General features: G+C 61.6%; 13 protein-coding genes and 5 pseudogenes. 11 read left to right on the top strand and 7 right to left on the bottom strand.

Translation table 11 applies throughout. From position 1 onward, the window contains the following. Positions 1-141 precede the first annotated feature (141 nt). Positions 142-531, top strand: a complete 390-nt coding sequence (locus ABTX60_RS42005; protein WP_003945960.1) for a hypothetical protein — start codon at positions 142-144, stop codon at positions 529-531. A gap of 414 nt (positions 532-945) precedes the next feature. Here ABTX60_RS42005 and ABTX60_RS42000 read toward each other — a convergent pair. Both ABTX60_RS42000 and ABTX60_RS41995 read right to left on the bottom strand, forming a co-directional pair. After that, positions 946-1,206, bottom strand: a pseudogene (locus tag ABTX60_RS42000) (integrase core domain-containing protein); the annotation flags it as partial. Further along, positions 1,154-1,732, bottom strand: coding sequence for an AAA family ATPase (locus ABTX60_RS41995; protein ID WP_003945961.1), 579 nt, complete (start codon positions 1,730-1,732; stop codon positions 1,154-1,156). The gene ABTX60_RS41995 and the pseudogene ABTX60_RS42000, both read right to left, overlap by 53 nt. Positions 1,733-1,856: 124 nt before the next feature. Here ABTX60_RS41995 and ABTX60_RS41990 point away from each other — a divergent pair. Continuing rightward, positions 1,857-2,165: pseudogene (locus ABTX60_RS41990) on the top strand (restriction endonuclease); the annotation flags it as partial. Positions 2,166-2,235: 70 nt separating this feature from the next. Further along, complete coding sequence (locus tag ABTX60_RS41985) at positions 2,236-3,285, top strand: YihY/virulence factor BrkB family protein (protein WP_232509049.1); 1,050 nt, start codon at positions 2,236-2,238, stop codon at positions 3,283-3,285. Positions 3,286-3,562: 277 nt separating this feature from the next. Here ABTX60_RS41985 and ABTX60_RS41980 read toward each other — a convergent pair whose 3' ends face one another. Then, on the bottom strand, positions 3,563-5,731 hold the full coding sequence (locus ABTX60_RS41980) for an Rv1355c family protein (RefSeq protein WP_085989964.1): 2,169 nt from the start codon (positions 5,729-5,731) through the stop codon (positions 3,563-3,565). A 245-nt stretch (positions 5,732-5,976) separates the two neighbouring features. On the opposite strand from ABTX60_RS41980, the gene ABTX60_RS41975 reads away from it, so the two are divergent. Continuing rightward, positions 5,977-6,759: a hypothetical protein gene (locus ABTX60_RS41975; protein WP_073513797.1), complete on the top strand. Its 783-nt coding sequence runs from the start codon at positions 5,977-5,979 to the stop codon at positions 6,757-6,759. On the opposite strand, the gene ABTX60_RS41970 is transcribed toward ABTX60_RS41975, so the two are convergent. After that, a complete protein-coding gene (locus tag ABTX60_RS41970; RefSeq protein WP_350835133.1) occupies positions 6,736-7,812 on the bottom strand; it encodes a GGDEF domain-containing protein in 1,077 nt (358 codons plus the stop codon). The two genes, ABTX60_RS41975 and ABTX60_RS41970, sit on opposite strands and share 24 nt — an antisense overlap. An 817-nt stretch (positions 7,813-8,629) precedes the next feature. Here ABTX60_RS41970 and ABTX60_RS41965 point away from each other — a divergent pair. The 4 genes and pseudogenes from ABTX60_RS41965 to ABTX60_RS41950 all read left to right on the top strand — a co-directional run bounded on the left by ABTX60_RS41965 (position 8,630) and on the right by ABTX60_RS41950 (position 11,572). Further along, the gene (locus ABTX60_RS41965) at positions 8,630-9,583 is read left to right on the top strand and encodes a hypothetical protein (protein ID WP_206030026.1); all 954 of its coding nucleotides are present in this window, start codon (positions 8,630-8,632) and stop codon (positions 9,581-9,583) included. Positions 9,584-9,712: 129 nt separating this feature from the next. Continuing rightward, a pseudogene (locus ABTX60_RS41960) lies at positions 9,713-10,338 on the top strand (SDR family NAD(P)-dependent oxidoreductase). 25 nt (positions 10,339-10,363) lie between these two features. Further along, positions 10,364-10,516 carry an SDR family oxidoreductase gene (locus tag ABTX60_RS41955; protein WP_003945965.1) on the top strand — a complete coding sequence of 51 codons (153 nt, stop codon included), beginning with the start codon at positions 10,364-10,366 and terminating at the stop codon, positions 10,514-10,516. Between the two features lie 348 nt (positions 10,517-10,864). Continuing rightward, positions 10,865-11,572 carry an IS6 family transposase gene (locus tag ABTX60_RS41950; protein ID WP_070161960.1) on the top strand — a complete coding sequence of 236 codons (708 nt, stop codon included), beginning with the start codon at positions 10,865-10,867 and terminating at the stop codon, positions 11,570-11,572. A gap of 76 nt (positions 11,573-11,648) precedes the next feature. Here the strand turns inward: ABTX60_RS41950 and ABTX60_RS41945 are convergent. Together ABTX60_RS41945 and fdxA are read right to left on the bottom strand one after the other, a co-directional pair. Next, a pseudogene (locus ABTX60_RS41945) lies at positions 11,649-12,122 on the bottom strand (cbb3-type cytochrome c oxidase subunit I); the annotation flags it as partial. A gap of 9 nt (positions 12,123-12,131) precedes the next feature. Next, a complete protein-coding gene (gene fdxA, locus ABTX60_RS41940) occupies positions 12,132-12,506 on the bottom strand; it encodes a ferredoxin (protein ID WP_070159664.1) in 375 nt (124 codons plus the stop codon). Positions 12,507-12,566: 60 nt separating this feature from the next. On the opposite strand from fdxA, the gene ABTX60_RS41935 reads away from it, so the two are divergent. From ABTX60_RS41935 to ABTX60_RS41925, 3 genes are all read left to right on the top strand, one after another. After that, positions 12,567-13,259 carry a helix-turn-helix transcriptional regulator gene (locus ABTX60_RS41935; protein ID WP_073513830.1) on the top strand — a complete coding sequence of 231 codons (693 nt, stop codon included), beginning with the start codon at positions 12,567-12,569 and terminating at the stop codon, positions 13,257-13,259. Between the two features lie 177 nt (positions 13,260-13,436). Next, complete coding sequence (locus tag ABTX60_RS41930; RefSeq protein ID WP_231783828.1) at positions 13,437-14,144, top strand: hypothetical protein; 708 nt, start codon at positions 13,437-13,439, stop codon at positions 14,142-14,144. 43 nt (positions 14,145-14,187) lie between these two features. Then, positions 14,188-14,520 (top strand): cupin domain-containing protein, encoded by a 333-nt coding sequence (locus ABTX60_RS41925; RefSeq protein WP_070159670.1) that lies wholly within the window; start codon positions 14,188-14,190, stop codon positions 14,518-14,520. Between the two features lie 343 nt (positions 14,521-14,863). Here ABTX60_RS41925 and ABTX60_RS41920 read toward each other — a convergent pair. Then, a pseudogene (locus ABTX60_RS41920) lies at positions 14,864-15,211 on the bottom strand (homocysteine S-methyltransferase family protein); the annotation flags it as partial.

The following is a 15,211-nucleotide window of genomic DNA, read 5'->3' as shown; positions in this document are numbered from 1 at the left end:
AGATCGTCGCCGTCTCGCAAGAGTAGGGGCTTAATCCGCATGCTTGAAGTATCTCAAATCGCACTGTCAAAGAATTTTAGGCGCGCGGCACTAGCAGCGAATCTCAAGTCGACGCTGCCCGGCAAACGAGAATGAGGACGAATGACCGTAGAAGCTCCGATGTGGAAATCTCAATCGACCATCACCATTCCGTGGAAGGGCAATGCCGAGGTAACCGTCACGGAATTGCTGTCAACGACGCTTGATGTCGCTCGTTCCGTCCTCATCGACGTCGCGAAAAGCGGTAAGAAGATCACGTACGGGGAGCTCGCAAAGCGTTCAGGAACCGGATATCCAGCGCAGTCGATGGGCAAAGTGTTGGACGTGCTCAGCCTGGACTGCAGCGACAGAGGTGAGCCGTCACTGGCACCCATCGTGGTGAGAGCAGCGACAATGAAGTCGCGGACGGATATGTCGGGTCTCCAGAAAACGATCGTGCCGCTCTATACCAGTGGTGGGTCACGCATTGACTTAGCCGGCAGGCAACCATGATCGACCCTCAGTGGCCGAAGCGATCAGAGTGACCAGTGGCGGCCGAGTATCACGTCCGGCGAGACTTATCGAGCGTAGGACGTCGACGACTGTCGACAAGCAGTCGTCGTACCGGGTCAGATCCGGCGCGATAGTGACGGCGGCAAGCTGCTCGAACCGTCCGAAGGCGACCTGCGATCTCGGGACATTTCGACTACCACGCTGATCGGTGCTTCTTTCACACAAACCGCCCGGTCTACAATGAGATCTTCACAATCTGGCGACTCCGTCAACACCGGGAGGTAATACCGACGCCGTATCTGGGCGGACTGATCATCGTCCTGTGGATCTTCTGCCTCATCGACGTCGCCACCGCCGATGAGCACGGTGTCCGGCACATCCCGGGGCTGCTGAAGGTTCCGTTGACTCGTTCGTTTAGGCCGCCAGCATGTTCGCTGGTGTCATGATCATCTCGTACTCGATGGGGGTGAGCTTGCCGAGGGCGCGTTGTCGGCGTCGTCGGTGGTAGGTGCGTTCGATCCACGTGACGATTGCGATCCGAAGTTCTTGCTGGGTACCCCACCGTCTCGTGTCGAGGACGTTGTTCTGCAGGAGCGAGAAAAACGATTCCATCGAGGCATTGTCACCACATGCTCCGACACGCCCCATCGATCCGACCAGGCCGTTGTTGGCCAGGACACGGACGATCGAGAAGCGCTCGAAGCGGAGATCGGCGCCAGCTCTTGACGTCGCTCTCGACGTCGCGGAGGGCATGCATGAACACAGTGATCAGACGATCACGCACATCGCCTGAGATGTGCTGGTCGTCAGCTCCCCCGTAGAGTCGCGCACGGTAGACGACGTCCTCATCAACCAGCGGATCTGGCTCCCACCGGTAGGTGAGCCTGGCGGTCAACGGTTTTCCGGTCACGAGAGCGTCGCCGAGGGTTGCGACGACGGAAGCTTCGTCCTCGAAATCTGTCACCTCCAAGGACACTTCAATTGACTCGCCGCTGCTGGTCGGATCTGCGTCTGCGGTTGCGAGGCCCTCCCAGAAGTCCTCTGGCCGCAATCGTCGCTGATCGCCGGAAATCGTGTTGTCGAGAACTAGGCGCATCGCGTGCAACAGGTTGCTCTTGCCCGACCGATTCTCGCCAACGATCACAGTGTGGCGGGTCAGTGGCACGTCGATGTTGACGAGATTGCGGAAGTTTTTGACCACGATTCGGCTCAGTCTCACAGAGATACCGTAGCGGCGACTTGGGCATGGCCGATATTTCCGGTTGACGCCGAGCCGACACGACTACCCAGTACCTGTGCCGCGCCCCGCACGGCGTCAGGGGAGGATGACCTGGCACGGTTCGGTATCGGAAAGGTTGGTCGGGTTCATGGGTTCAGTTCACGAGGTCATCGAGGCGTTCCGTAAAGCACCCTCGAATTCCGAACGGGGAACCAAGTTCGAGCAGTTGATGGTCCGGTACTTCGAGCTCGACCCGATGCTGTCGCAGCAGTACGAGAAGGTGTGGCGGTGGATCGACTGGCCCGGTCGTAGGGGAAAGCCCGACACCGGTATCGACCTCGTCGCCCGCGAACGCGACACCGGCGACTACACCGCGATCCAGTGCAAGTTCTACGAACCCACCCACACCCTCGCCAAAGGCGACATCGACTCCTTCTTCACCGCATCCGGAAAAACCCCGTTCTCCACCGCAGTCCCCCACCGAACTGACGAAGCGGTCATGGATTTACGTCCTGCGCGCGACCGCTCGTCAGTTCTCGCGCGATCAGTGCACCGACCTCGCGGCCGCGTTGACGTATTACTCTGTGCTGTCGCTGTTTCCGGCAGTCTTGGCAGTGGTATCACTCCTCGGCGTCTTCGGGCAGGGGCAGTCGACCGTCGACGCGGTTCTGCAGATCGTGAGCGATCTCGGTCCGTCTTCTGCCGTGGAAACCTTGAAGGAACCCGTCCAGCAGCACGTGGAGGCTCCTGCCGCGGGATTCGCCCTCATCGCCGGCATCGCGGGCGCGCTCTGGTCCGCTTCCGGCTATCTCGTGGCGTTTGGGCGAGCGTTGAACCGAATGTATGAGGTCGAAGAAGGCCGGCCGGTGTGGAAGCTTCGGCCGACGATGCTGCTCGTCACTGTGACGGCATTGGCATTGATCGGTTGTGCGGCAGTGATGTTGGCAGTCAGCGGTCCTGTCGCACGAGCGATCGGAGATGCGAGTGGGGCGGGTGATACCGCGTTGACGGTATGGAACATCGCTCGCTGGCCGGTGGTACTGGTGTTCGTCGTTCTCGCTGTTGCGATTTTGTACTACGCGCCTCCGAACATCCAGCAGCCCAAGTTTCGATGGATCAGCGGCGGTGCCGCCTTGGCCATCGTGGTGTGGATTCTCGCATCGGTAATCTTCGGTTTCTACGTCGCGAACTTCAGTAGTTACAACAAAACCTACGGCTCCCTCGCCGGTGCGATCGTGTTCCTGTTGTGGCTGTGGATCACCAACCTGGCCTTGCTGTTCGGCGCAGAGCTCGATTCCGAACTCGAACGTGGACGAGAATTGCGTCAGGCACACAACTTCGAGGGCCACGCCGAAGGATCGGATGGTGTCTGCACTGACGTCGATACCCCGAAACGCAAGGAAATGCCGATCGGCGGCCCAACGCACGCTATGGGAAATACCAAGCACATCGTCACGGCCGCGTCACTCGGTGCCGCTGCCGTTGCGGTGATCATCGCTGCCGGTAAGCGGCCTGAGCGGAGAGGCGGTCGATGAACGTGGTCTCGCAGGTCCGTGGTTCGCCGCTCTCACGGGCCAGGGCTTGCGCCACGGCACTGTAGCGAGCATGTTTCCCGTCCTTCTGACTTCGTCATCGACGGTTCAACCCTGACACGAGGCTTGCGGCCTCCTTCGAGATGATTGCAGCGTCCGCTTGCCCGGTATACGTGCGTTGCCCACCAGGCAGTCGCGTACGGCAAACTCGGGTTGCCCTCGCTCGACTGCCCTGGTTTCGGTGCGAATCAGAGGTCTGCCATTGAGTGTCATCCGAAAATTACGGTTCCCGCTGGGATCGGCGTCGGCTCGGCGGGGCAGAACTGCTCGTGCGGAAGATGCGCAGAATGAGCGCTACATGCTCACCCGGCTGATGTGCGGTGAGCGCGGTCAGCTCGTCCGACAGTGCTGCGAGTTCGCGGGCTCGGGTCGGCGCGAGGGCGCGCAGGTGGTCGGCGTCGGTGGCGTAGAGAGACACGGGTGTGAGGGGGTGTAAGGAGTAGCCGAGCGATTGGGCGCGTATCCAGAACTCTTCGGCGCGTGCTCCGCTGCGGATGTAGTCTGCGGCGGCGGTTCCCTGCTGAGTGATGACGGCGACGGCGTCGCTGGAGGCCAGGCGGGTGCGGGTCTGTGCTCGGAGCGCTTGCCCGGCATCCCAGTTGTTCAGTTGTTCCATCACGTCGGGGCGGCGGAGGAGTTCGAGGGCGGCGAGTTCTGAAGTAGGGATACCCAAGCTGGAAACCTCGATACCACTGGCGAGGTCGCGCGAATGTGGCCAGCGTAGCTCGGAGATCATCTCTCGATGCAGAGTGTCGGTGAGGAATCGGATGCGGTCGGTGGCACTGATGTTCTCGGCCAACCGTGTGATCGTCTCCCCGTCCTGGATCAGGTGGACTGCGACGGTCGGGGAGGACAGACGCGCCGCCAGGTGTGCGAGGTCCGTCGGATCGCACGGCGGCAGGCCGGGATCGGGCAGAGCGCGGTGTGTGCTGCGATGGAGCATCCCGGGTAGTTGGTCGGTGAGCGAGATGTCGGTGCCGGCAGTGAACTTGATCCGCGCGGAGGTCGCCTTACCGTCGCCGATGATGACGGTGTCGCCGAGGATATGTCGGTGTGCCGCGGCGACGCGAGCGTTGTGCAGTGCGGCACCGAGCGCGACGAAACTTCCGCGGTACTCGATATCCACACTCGACGAGCGGGTTTCGTCGAGACGCAGAGTCAGCGCAGTCTCGTCCGTGTGAATGATCCACGGTTGCGAGTTACCTCCCGACGGAGCGCGTGCGGCAGCGAAAGCGACGGCTTCGGTATCGGGGAGCGCGTCGTACTGTGCTCGCAGATCGATCGGACGCGAACCGTTTGTCGCCGGTGAGGCGATCGAGTCGGAGGGAATGTGTGGGTCGGTCAGTTGATCGAGGTGCTGACCGATATCGATGCGCACCCTCCCCGAGGGAAGAGCCTCACCGAGACCGAACCGGCGGATCGCGGCGACCACAGACGCCCCGCCCAGCAAAACGTCCCCGCCGAGTTGAGGCCAGGTGGCCACGGTGGTGCCCACTTCCAGGACCGAGGCGGCCATGCGGGCCGAAATCTCGGCCCCCTGCAGGATGCGTAAGCCGAAGGGAATTTTTTCTTGCACGCTCAGCCCGGATACGGTGGCAGCGTCGAGATCTCCGACCAGCCCGTGAAAGAGTGGCCTGGCGGGTTCGAGGTCGAATCGTTCGACGTCGAAGAGACCGCGGTCGCTGGTTTCCATGATGACCGGGATGCCCCGCTGCCTCGCCCGGTCGCGAACGAGGACCTTCACATCGAAGGAGTCGCACTCTTCGATCACCAGGTCCAGTCCGGCGAGGAAGTCGTCGATGCTCGCTTCGTCGACACCTTCGGTCCAGGCGTCGACGGGCAGGTACGGGTCCAGTTCGGCGATGCGTTGTCGAGCCAGAGTTGCCTTGTTGACGCCGAGATCGAGGACTGTGGCCGAAAGCCGGTTAAGGTTGGACAGGTCTAGGTCGTCGAAGTCCGCCAGACGGAGGTAGCCGACGACGCCTTCGAGAGCAAGAGCATGGGCGATGGCGCTGCCGACGCTGAGTCCGACGATCCCGATGCGCAGCCGTGAGAGTGCGCGTTGTTCCTCGCTGGTGATCTTGTTGCGGTTGCGATCGAGCCGCAGACGACGAAACCCGCTGGGGCCGAGCAGACGGACCAAGGTATGGCGCCACGGGTAGTAAATCCAGTGCGAGGGTTCGGCGATCTCGTCGGCGTCGGACTCTGGGCGGAGATCGAGCAGCGACTGTCGTTGCTCGGCCAGTGTGTCGAGAACCCTTGCTCCGGAGGTGCGCAGTGCGCTCACCCGCTGCATCTGCGCCGGGTCGGATTCGTCGAAAAGTTCCACCCGCCGCTCCGTTGTCTCGTTCATTGCCGAGGCTTGGTCTGTACCGGAGAAGTCCTGCATCACGATCCCTTCCGCTTCTCAGTTGCGCGGCGGGCCTTGATCACTCGTCCGTCCCCTCCATCCAAGCACTCCTTGCGCCAGGTGTTGCTCACCAGGGTGGGGTGACGACGCAGCGGCGGGTGTCGGGAGGCTCGAGCCGGCATGTCAGCGGACAATCAGCGAGCGCGGACCCGCCTGGGTGGTACGCGCGGTATTCCGGCTGCCAACGGCGCAGGTCCGGACTTCTTCAACAAAGGGGAAATGTGATGACAGTGATCACCGAATACACACGCGGCAGCGTCGAGGCGAGTCATGCTGCTGTCGAGGTGCCCGGCACCGACGGTGTCCGATTGGTCCTCTCGTATCCCGCGACGGACGACTATCTGTGGGACGAATACTTGTCCGGTGCGTGGGAGTCCTACAGGCGTCACGGAGCGCAAGCAGCCTTGGATGTGCCGGCAGTGCGAGACGGTGTTTCGACCTCACTGTTCTACGCTCTCGTCGACGGCGACGGGGTGGTCGTGGGCGGGGTACGCGCACAGGGACCATACGTCTGCGCTAGTCAGTCCCATGCGATGGTCGAATGGACGGGTAACCGCGCCCTGGACGCTGTTCGAGAGACAATCGCTGCCCGAATCCCCGAGGGGGTGGTGGAAATGAAATCGGCGTGGGTATCCCCCGGGTCGCGATACGCCGGGAAGTTGTCTGCTGCACTGGCGAGGGTGGCGTTGCCGACGATGGAGCGACTGCAGTCTCGTTTCGTGCTGGCCACTGCCGCTGACCACGTGCTGAGCAGGTGGGAATCCTCCGGAGGCAGGGTCGATGTACGGATACCGGCGGCCGCGTATCCCGATGCGCGTTATCGCACTCGCATGATGTGGTGGGATCGTCGATCGCTGCGTGCCGACGCTGATCCTGCGGTGTGGCCACTGATGTGGTCCGAGCACCGGACACTGTGCCCGATCACGACGAAAAACACAGTGCACGAGCAAACGACCCGTGTTCACAGCGCCGCCGTGATTTCGCTAGTGAACAGGGTCGGTCGCTGATGTCGTGATCTCGAACAATGCGGGCCTGCTGACATCACTGTGCTGCCCATGCACCATGTTCACCCTCAACGGCGGAAGGTGTTGGTACCGAACCGTATTTCGTCCCTCTGCTTTAGCGGCGTACATGAGGGCATCGGCACGATGGGTCAGAAGATCAGTCAACTCCCCCAACGACATGTCCGGGGAGCCAGCGTGATCGTCGAGGGTGCAGTAGATCGCCCCGATACTGACCGTCACGTCGCAGGACTCGGCGACCGACGCTCGGATCCGTTCGGCGAGAGTCATCACGTCGTCCACATCCGCGGCGGCGAAGAATGCGACGAATTCTTCGCCGCCGGACCTGGCGATCAGCACTCGCGCAGTCGCCGTCCGCGTGATGGCCGCAACGACACTGCGGAGGGTCTGATCCCCCGCGCTGTGCCCGAACAGATCATTGATCTGCTTGAAATGATCGACATCGATCATCAGGAAACCGACCTGCGCGGAACTGACCGTGGAGGTGCGGTGATACCGCTCGATACGATCGAGAAATCCTCGGCGATTAGGCAGATTCGTCAACGGATCGGTATGAGCCAACTCCCGGTACCGCGCTTGGGTCAACACCAGAGAGCGGCGCAAGGCACCGATCATGAACACCGGCAACCAAATGACCGTCGCCGACACAGTGCAGCTCACCAGAGCAGCAGCGAATCCGTGGGCCACGACAATCGCTACCGCACAGGCCAGTGCAATCGCGACGATCGTATGCCCGACGATGACCCGTCGACTCGACGCCATCGCCGCGATAGCAGGTATCGCCGAGAGCAGAGTGACGATGCCCCGGGCCGCCAGCGGATCGGTGACCAGATACGCGGATACAGCGATACCCACCATCCCGATCAAACCCACGACGGAAAACATTCGATCCGACAACCGACCTACGGCCAGCGTCAGAAGGAAGATCGCCAACGTACTCGCCCAGATACCGACGAGGTACGGGCCCGCTCCCGCGCGAAGGAGCGCCGGAGACAACAGCGCGATCACCGGCAGGGGAAGGGCTCCGCCCGTGCTCAAGAGCACAGCCAACGACCGCGCATCCGTCCGCGCCCGAAACCTGGCATATCTCGCATACAGCCCATGTGGCCTCACTCCGCCCACCATAGCGGAAAAACCGTAAAGTATATTCCTCACGGTTAAGGTAGACAATTTTCAGTTTTGTGACTAAGTGGGGCGAGGACGGGCGAAACAGCAGGCCGGCGCACATCGTTTCACCTCATATGTGCGTTACACGTCAAGTTTCCCCGTCCAGCACATGTCTCGTTATCTCGGCCACACCGCACGAGAATCACTCCCGATCGTTTCAGCGCAGGGAGTGTCCGATCCGTTCTTGTGGAGGCTCCTTCGTCGAAGCGCTCAATCTCGACGCCCCTGGATCGCATTCGCTGCAATCGCCCCGGCCCCACAACGTCGGCAATGACGCCCGGCAGAAGGGCAGGTTTTAGTTTTGCGTTCCTGGCGCTCATGCCTTGTACTGGTGAACGGAGCCCCTTATGCCCTCCCCTCGTTCGGCCGCCTACCAATCGACCCTTCACTCCTTCTCGCCGCCGGTTTCATCGCTTCATCCCGTACCGCCGTAGGACAGGAGGTTCCCGGAAACGCACTCGGGCGGTCGACGTAACCTCCGGCGCAGCAATCGTTTTCCGTGCAACACAGGTGATCCGGAATCGACGTTTCGTAAAGTTCTGACGAAAACCCGCCGTAGCGGCGGCTCGTTCACCGCTGCCCCATACTCAGCGAACCTATCGCGCCCACTCACCTCCTGGAGCATGCAAATGCTCCGGCGACCCACGCTGCGCCCGGCCGCACTTTGTGGCGGCCCGTCATCGAGGCGATGGTGTTCCCCATCTTCTTCGCTGTGATGTTCGCGCTCTGCTATGTCAGCGCGTTCCACAGCCCGACGCCGCATCATGTCGGGGTCGTGGTCGCTGGGCCGCAGTCCGCCACGTCGGCCTTGGTCGAACAGCTCGCGCCGAACGTCGGGGACAAGTTCGACCTCGCGACCACAACGGACACCGCAGCAGCACTGGAGCGACTGCAAGGCCGCGAGATCGCCGGCGTGATCGAACTGGGGACGCCGATGAACGTCCACATCGCCTCCGCCGAAGGGCCGATGCGGGTTCAGGCTGTCGAGGGATTGGCCCAGCCGCTGGCAGCTGCCCAGGGGCAGCAGGCGAATATCATCGATCATGCACCTCTCGCGGCTGACGACCCGACGGGTTCTGCACTGTTCTACCTGCTGGTGGTGTGCACAATCATCGGCTACTTGACAATTACCGTGCTCGCGCAGGTTGCTCCGGCGATGGAGCTGCGTGTCAAACTCGGTGTGCTCGCGGTGATGGCGGTCATCGGCGTGATGGTGTCGTACTTTGTCTCCGCCATCTTCGTCGGGTTCTACGAAGCATCCTTCGTCGAAAATCTCGGCCTGTTGGCTGTGATCTTCACGTACACGTTCACCGTCGGATTGGTCAGTATTCTCGCCAACCGCGTGTTCGGTAAGACGGCGATCATGATCGTGATGCTGTTGATGATCTTCCTCAACTTCCCGAGCGCAGGCGCAGCCTTCCCAGCGGACTTTCTCCCCGGATTCTGGTCCGGTCTCAGTCACTTCTGGATCGGCGCCGGAGCGATGGACGCAGCACGCTCGATCGTCTACTTCGGAAGCACGGGGATCGGCCACGGGCTGTTGATCCTGGGTGGATGGCTCCTGTTGACGGTGGTCCTTCTTGTACTCACCCATCTGCGTAAGCCCACGCCGACGACTTCGCCCGCACACGCTTCCCACTGACAGACTCCACGGCGCACCCGGCCCCGACACAGTGCCGCCCGTAATACTTTCGGGCGGCACTGTGAGGCTCGGGGCGGCACAGTGAGAACAAGCACCTTATTCTGTACGACTTCTGCGAGAGGAACTCTCATGAATCGCCTTGCTGGCAAGAAAATCGTCATCACCGGAGCCGCGAGCGGGATCGGGCGCGCCGCCGCCGAGCTCATGGTCACAGAGGGCGCAAGTGTCCTGATCGCTGACCTCGACGGGGACGCCGCCTCGAATACTGCTGCCGAAACCTCCCGCTCAGAGGTCGGGGATCGCGCCGTAGGTATCGCGGTCGACGTGATGGACGAAAATCAGTAGCCACCATGATCGACCGCGCTGCCACCGAATTCGGCGGTATCAATGTTCTGTGCAACCACGTCGGCGGAAGCAACCCGCGTAAGGATCTCGACCTGTTGCGCCTCGACCTCTACGAGTGGGACCGGACGATGGCGTTGAATGCCCGAAGCACGGTAGTCACCTCACAATTGGCGCTGCCACATACGCTCGTCGCCGGCGGCGGTTCGATCATCAACACCGCCTCGATCGGAGGTCTCGCTGGGGATACTCTCCAGTGCGCCTACGGCGCAGCGAAAGCGGCTGTCATTCGCCTGACCCAATACATTGCCACTCAGTACGGTAAGCAAGGAATCCGTTGCAACGCTGTTGCTCCGGGTGCGGTCATGACACCCGTCCTTCCGCGACAACGTCCCCGCAGAGGTCATCGATGAAATCCGGCAACACAACGCCCTCGATATGATCGGTGATCCCGAGGACATCGGCTGGGCGATGGTCTACCTCGCATCGGACGAGTCCCGATACATGAGCGGTCAAACGCTGGTACTCGACGGGGGTCTCACCGCGCAGAGTCCCATCGCCGCGAGCCGCCGCGTATTGCTCGATCGCTGACAACAACCCCTAGTTCTGGCCCACTTTCCGTGAGGGATTGCCGCTCACTCCTCATCGGCTCACCAATCCGCCGTCATCGATCAATCCGGAGACCGAGGCAACCCCTCTTCACGCTCTCGGAGAGGGCACAGGCACGGACTTGTCGAGGCTGGTCGACTGCGTCAAGCTCGATTACATTTGGGCACCAAAGTAACGGGGACCATGCGGCGCCGATGGCTCTGACAATGCTGCCCGGGTACCGGAGACGACGAGCTGCGTGAGTACATGCGTGTGAAGTCGCCGCAGCTTTCGTAGCCGTGTCTACGGCACTGTCACGTTGTTGAACGCGGGAAACTGGGAGAATGTGGCGTGAGCACCTCACTGTCGTACAAGGGCCACCGCTACCCGGTCGAGATCATCAACCACTGCGTGTGGTTGTACTTCCGGTTCCCGCTTAGCTTCCGTGAGGTGGAGGAGATGATGCTCGAACGCGGTGTCGTGGTGAGTTACGAGACGATCCGCCGGTGGTGCGCCAAGTTCGGGCAGGCCTACGCCAACCAGCTGCGCCGACGGCGGGCCCGGCCCGGTGACAAGTGGTACCTCGATGAGGTCTTCATCAAAATCAACGGCACACTGCATTACTTATGGCGGGCGGTCGACCAGGACGGCAACGTGCTCGACGTGCTGGTCCAGGCCCGCCGAAATGCGGTGGCGGCCAAACGGTTCTTCCGCAAGCTGCTCAAAAGGCTGGAGTATGTGCCGCGAGTGATCGTCACCGACAAGCTCGCCAGCTACCAGGTGGCGCACCGCGAGATGCTGGCCTCGGTCGAGCATCGCAGGTCGAAGTATTTGAACAATCGAGCCGAGAACTCGCATCAACCCACCAGGCAGCGAGAACGTGCGATGAAACGCTTCACATCAACCGGGCACGCGCAACGATTCCTGTCCGCCTTCTCGGGCATCTCACCGCATTTCCGGCCCAACCGGCACAGACTCTCTGCGCCCGAATGGCGGACCGAGATGGCCGACCGCTTCACGGTCTGGCAGGAAGTCACCGCCACCGATGCCGCCGCCTGAAAGTGAACGTCCCGGCGGCGTGCCGTAGCGTCCTGCCCCAAACCAGCCGCGCCGCTATACTTTTCGACTAACGTGACAGTGCCCTGGTCAGCGGGGTATATCCCGTCCATCCGAAGTCGGCGGCTCCTCCGGGGGTGAGGAATCCGGATACGGTGATGAGCGCACCGAAGAGGTACAGCCAGTAGCTGAGCGCGTTCAGTCGCGGGAACGCCACATCCGGTGCGCCGATCTGCAGGGGAAGTATGTAGTTCGCGAAGCCGAAGACGATCGGAGTGGCATAGAGCAGCAACATGATCGTGCCGTGCATGGTGAAGAGCTGGTTGTACTGCTCGTTCGAGAGAAACTGAAGACCGGGGACGGCAAGTTCGGTCCGGATCAGCAGGGCCATCAATCCGCCCAACATGAAGAAGGCGAACGAGGTGACCAGATACATCACGCCCAGCTGTTTGGGATCGGTCGTAGTGGCAGCGGAATAGAGGAACGTGCCCTTGAGCCCCCGCCGTTTCGGGTAAGGCCGCGAAGGAAGGAGCTCTGTCACAATGGGAGTCATTGCCGTTCCTCACTGCGCGGGAGATGGCGGTCCGATATCCGGACGATTCGAGTGCGAATACCCGCCTACCAGCTCCGTATCGACGCCTACGCGACCAAGCTTCGCGGATCCGCCCGGCGACCCCACTACCTCGGCCGCACCGGGCAGTCGCCGATGGAAGAAGCGGGCATTGTCATCGATGAAATCTTCCCAGCGGGCGGGGACGTCGGATTCGTACGAGATGGCCTCGACCGGGCAGACCGGTTCGCACGCACCGCAGTCGATGCATTCGTCCGGGTGGATGTAGAGCGACCGCGCTCCTTCGTAGATGCAGTCCACCGGGCATTCCTCGACGCACCCCCGGTCCAACACGTCGATACATGGTGCAGCGATCACGTACGTCATGAGCGTCCTCTCAGGACACCGCCTATTTTCGAGGAAATCTTTCCTCTAAAGTCTTACAGTATGGCGATACGAAAGGGAACCGGTTCTGCGCGCGCCGGCACCCATGCAGTACTTGCGTCCCGGCGGCGAGTCCAACTGCTGGACGCTTTACGAGCCGGCGCGGAATCGATGGCCGCCAGCGAACTGGCGGATCTGTGCAACCTGCATGTGACCACAGTTCGGTTCCACCTCAACGCGTTGATCGAAGTCGGCCTGATCGCGAAGGAGACCGAGCACAACGTCGCCCGAGGACGTCCACGCCAGCTCTACCGGGCACAGAATCCACTCGGATCAGGAGTCGGGATCACCTCCGGATACGAAAAGTTAGCCCACGTTTTAGCGGCGCACTTCGCGCGCCACTCCGGTGATCCGGAAAACCTCGCCGAGGCAGCAGGTCGACAGTGGGCGCTGGATGATCTCGGCGAAACCTCCGGAGCCGGCCGATCCGCAGAAGAGACGGCGCTCGTCCTCACCACCCTGTTCGCGGAGATGGGGTTCGATCCGGAACTCGAGCCCTCGAATGTCGAAACGCGTATCCGATTGCACGCCTGCCCGTTCGAAAGCGTCGCCCGACAAAACCCCGGCGTTGTCTGCTCCTTGCACCTCGGTCTGATACGCGGAGTTCTGACACGACTTGGCGCACGCCAGATCGAGAGCACACTCACCCCCTGGGACACCGCGCATACGTGCCTCGCGCAACTGGAGCAGCAATGACACATAGGACCGTACAAACGGCGCATATCAATGTTCCTGTCGCACAGTCACATTCCCCTCCCCCATGTTTTGTGGGACCGCTGATGTGCTCGCGCGATCGAACATATTCGTCGTTTCGGCGGACCGCATCGAGAAATGAACAGCCGGAAACTTCCTCACTACAACGGATTACACCCCATGAGCATCTATCGCATGATCTGGTGGATTACCGCGGTCATCCTGGCCGCTTCAGGGGGGATCGCCGCAGCCATCACCGTCCAAACCGACATTCTGGTATCGGCGGTGACTGCCGCAGTGCTGATCGGAGGGGGTTCACCCTGGCTGCGACCGATCACACGTCGTACTACCCCACCACCGCGAACTCTCCTTCCGATTGCGCTACGAGACGGCGCTACGTGGGCGGCAGGGGTGGTCACTGTCATCGGATTGATCACGCTCGCCGGCGCTGCTGCCTTACCGTTGATACTGCTGATGGCCATCACCTCGGCTCCGGTGCATCGCTACATTGGCGGCAGAGTCGAGTTCACACAGGCACTCCTGTGCTCGCCGAAAAGTCCCCTGATACGCACCAGCACCGTCGATGTGCCGCTTCTTCCGTTGCCGGACTGCAGCCAACTCTCGGACGAAGCCCTGTGCCGATGTTGGCGCATGAGCTTGCCCGCGCTGCAGAACGGTCCCTCGACATCGCCCTCGACGACGGACGCGCTGCACCTCGCGCGTACCCGCGCGACTTACCTCGACGAAATCGAACGTCGCGATCCAAGGGGTTCCTCACCACACGAGATCACCCACCCCCACCACATCAGCCCTGATTCAACGCCCCTTGAGATGCCCATGAACCAACTGAGAAACCTCCTCATGGCCGGACCAGTGGAGAACGATTGAAATGCCTGGCCAGCACCGCATAAACGCAAAGAAAGCGAACATCGTGGAAAAGATGTCATTGACAGCGCTAGCTCGCCAACTCGCCGACAAGGCGGAAAACTCGAAGAGCGGCCGTAGCGCTCGTACCGTGTACGGCGGCCATGAACACGTCCTGCGGCAAACCGTCATCGCGCTGGCAGAGGGCCAAAAACTCGACGAGCACGAGAACCCTGGGGAAGCGACCGTCTATGTCCTCACCGGCCGGGTACGCCTGTGCGCAGCCGAGAATGCTTGGGAGGGATCATCCGGCGATCTGTTGATCGTCCCGAATGCTCGACATTCTCTCGAAGCGCTGGAGGCCTCGTGCGTACTACTGACGGTCGCTAAAGCAATCTGAAGTATCGACCCGGTCTTCACGGCCACTGATCTGACCGTCATTTCTTACTCCGCTTCGTCATCGACCATGCTCCAGTCGCGAGCTGTGCCCCGCATCGTCCGCGGGCACGGTTCGCGGTCCTTCTACGTGTCGATGGCAATCGTCCTGTTAGGTAAATGCATTGAACCGTTTCGAGACCAAGGATCCGAACACCGTTGATTCCTCGGAGCCCGCTGTCGGCGGCTTGTCTGCCCCATTTAACTCTGCCCTGCTTGATGCGCTGAAACAGCGCGTTGTCATCGGCGACGGAGCGATGGGCACCATGTTGCAAGCCGCGGACCTCACCCTGGACGACTTCCTCGGCCTCGAGTGCCGTCAGCGCCGCACCGATCTCACTGCCCAGGAGCATCGTTCCGGTTGTCTCGACCGTCACGTGCGTGATGATCGGCAACCGCAGTCCGAGTTGCTCCATCGCACGCTGGCTGCCGAGGATTGCAGCTTTCACCTGAAGCAGGTCCTGGCAGGTTTCGACGAGGATGGCGTCGGCGCCACCGTCGATCATGCCGAGCGCAGCTTCGGTGTACGCGTCACGCAGGACTGCGTACGGTGCGTGTCCCAGGCTGGGGAGCTTGGTTCCCGGTCCCATCGAGCCGAGTACGAATCGGGCCATGCCGTCGCGGCCTGGTCCCATCTCGTCCGCTACTTCACGGGC

The organism is Streptomyces sp. NPDC126510 (assembly GCF_040302345.1).
In the GTDB taxonomy this organism is placed as follows: Bacteria; Actinomycetota; Actinomycetes; order Streptomycetales; family Streptomycetaceae; genus Streptomyces.
Note: the sequence above shows the minus strand (reverse complement) of the source record. Positions and strands in the feature narration are given on the sequence as shown.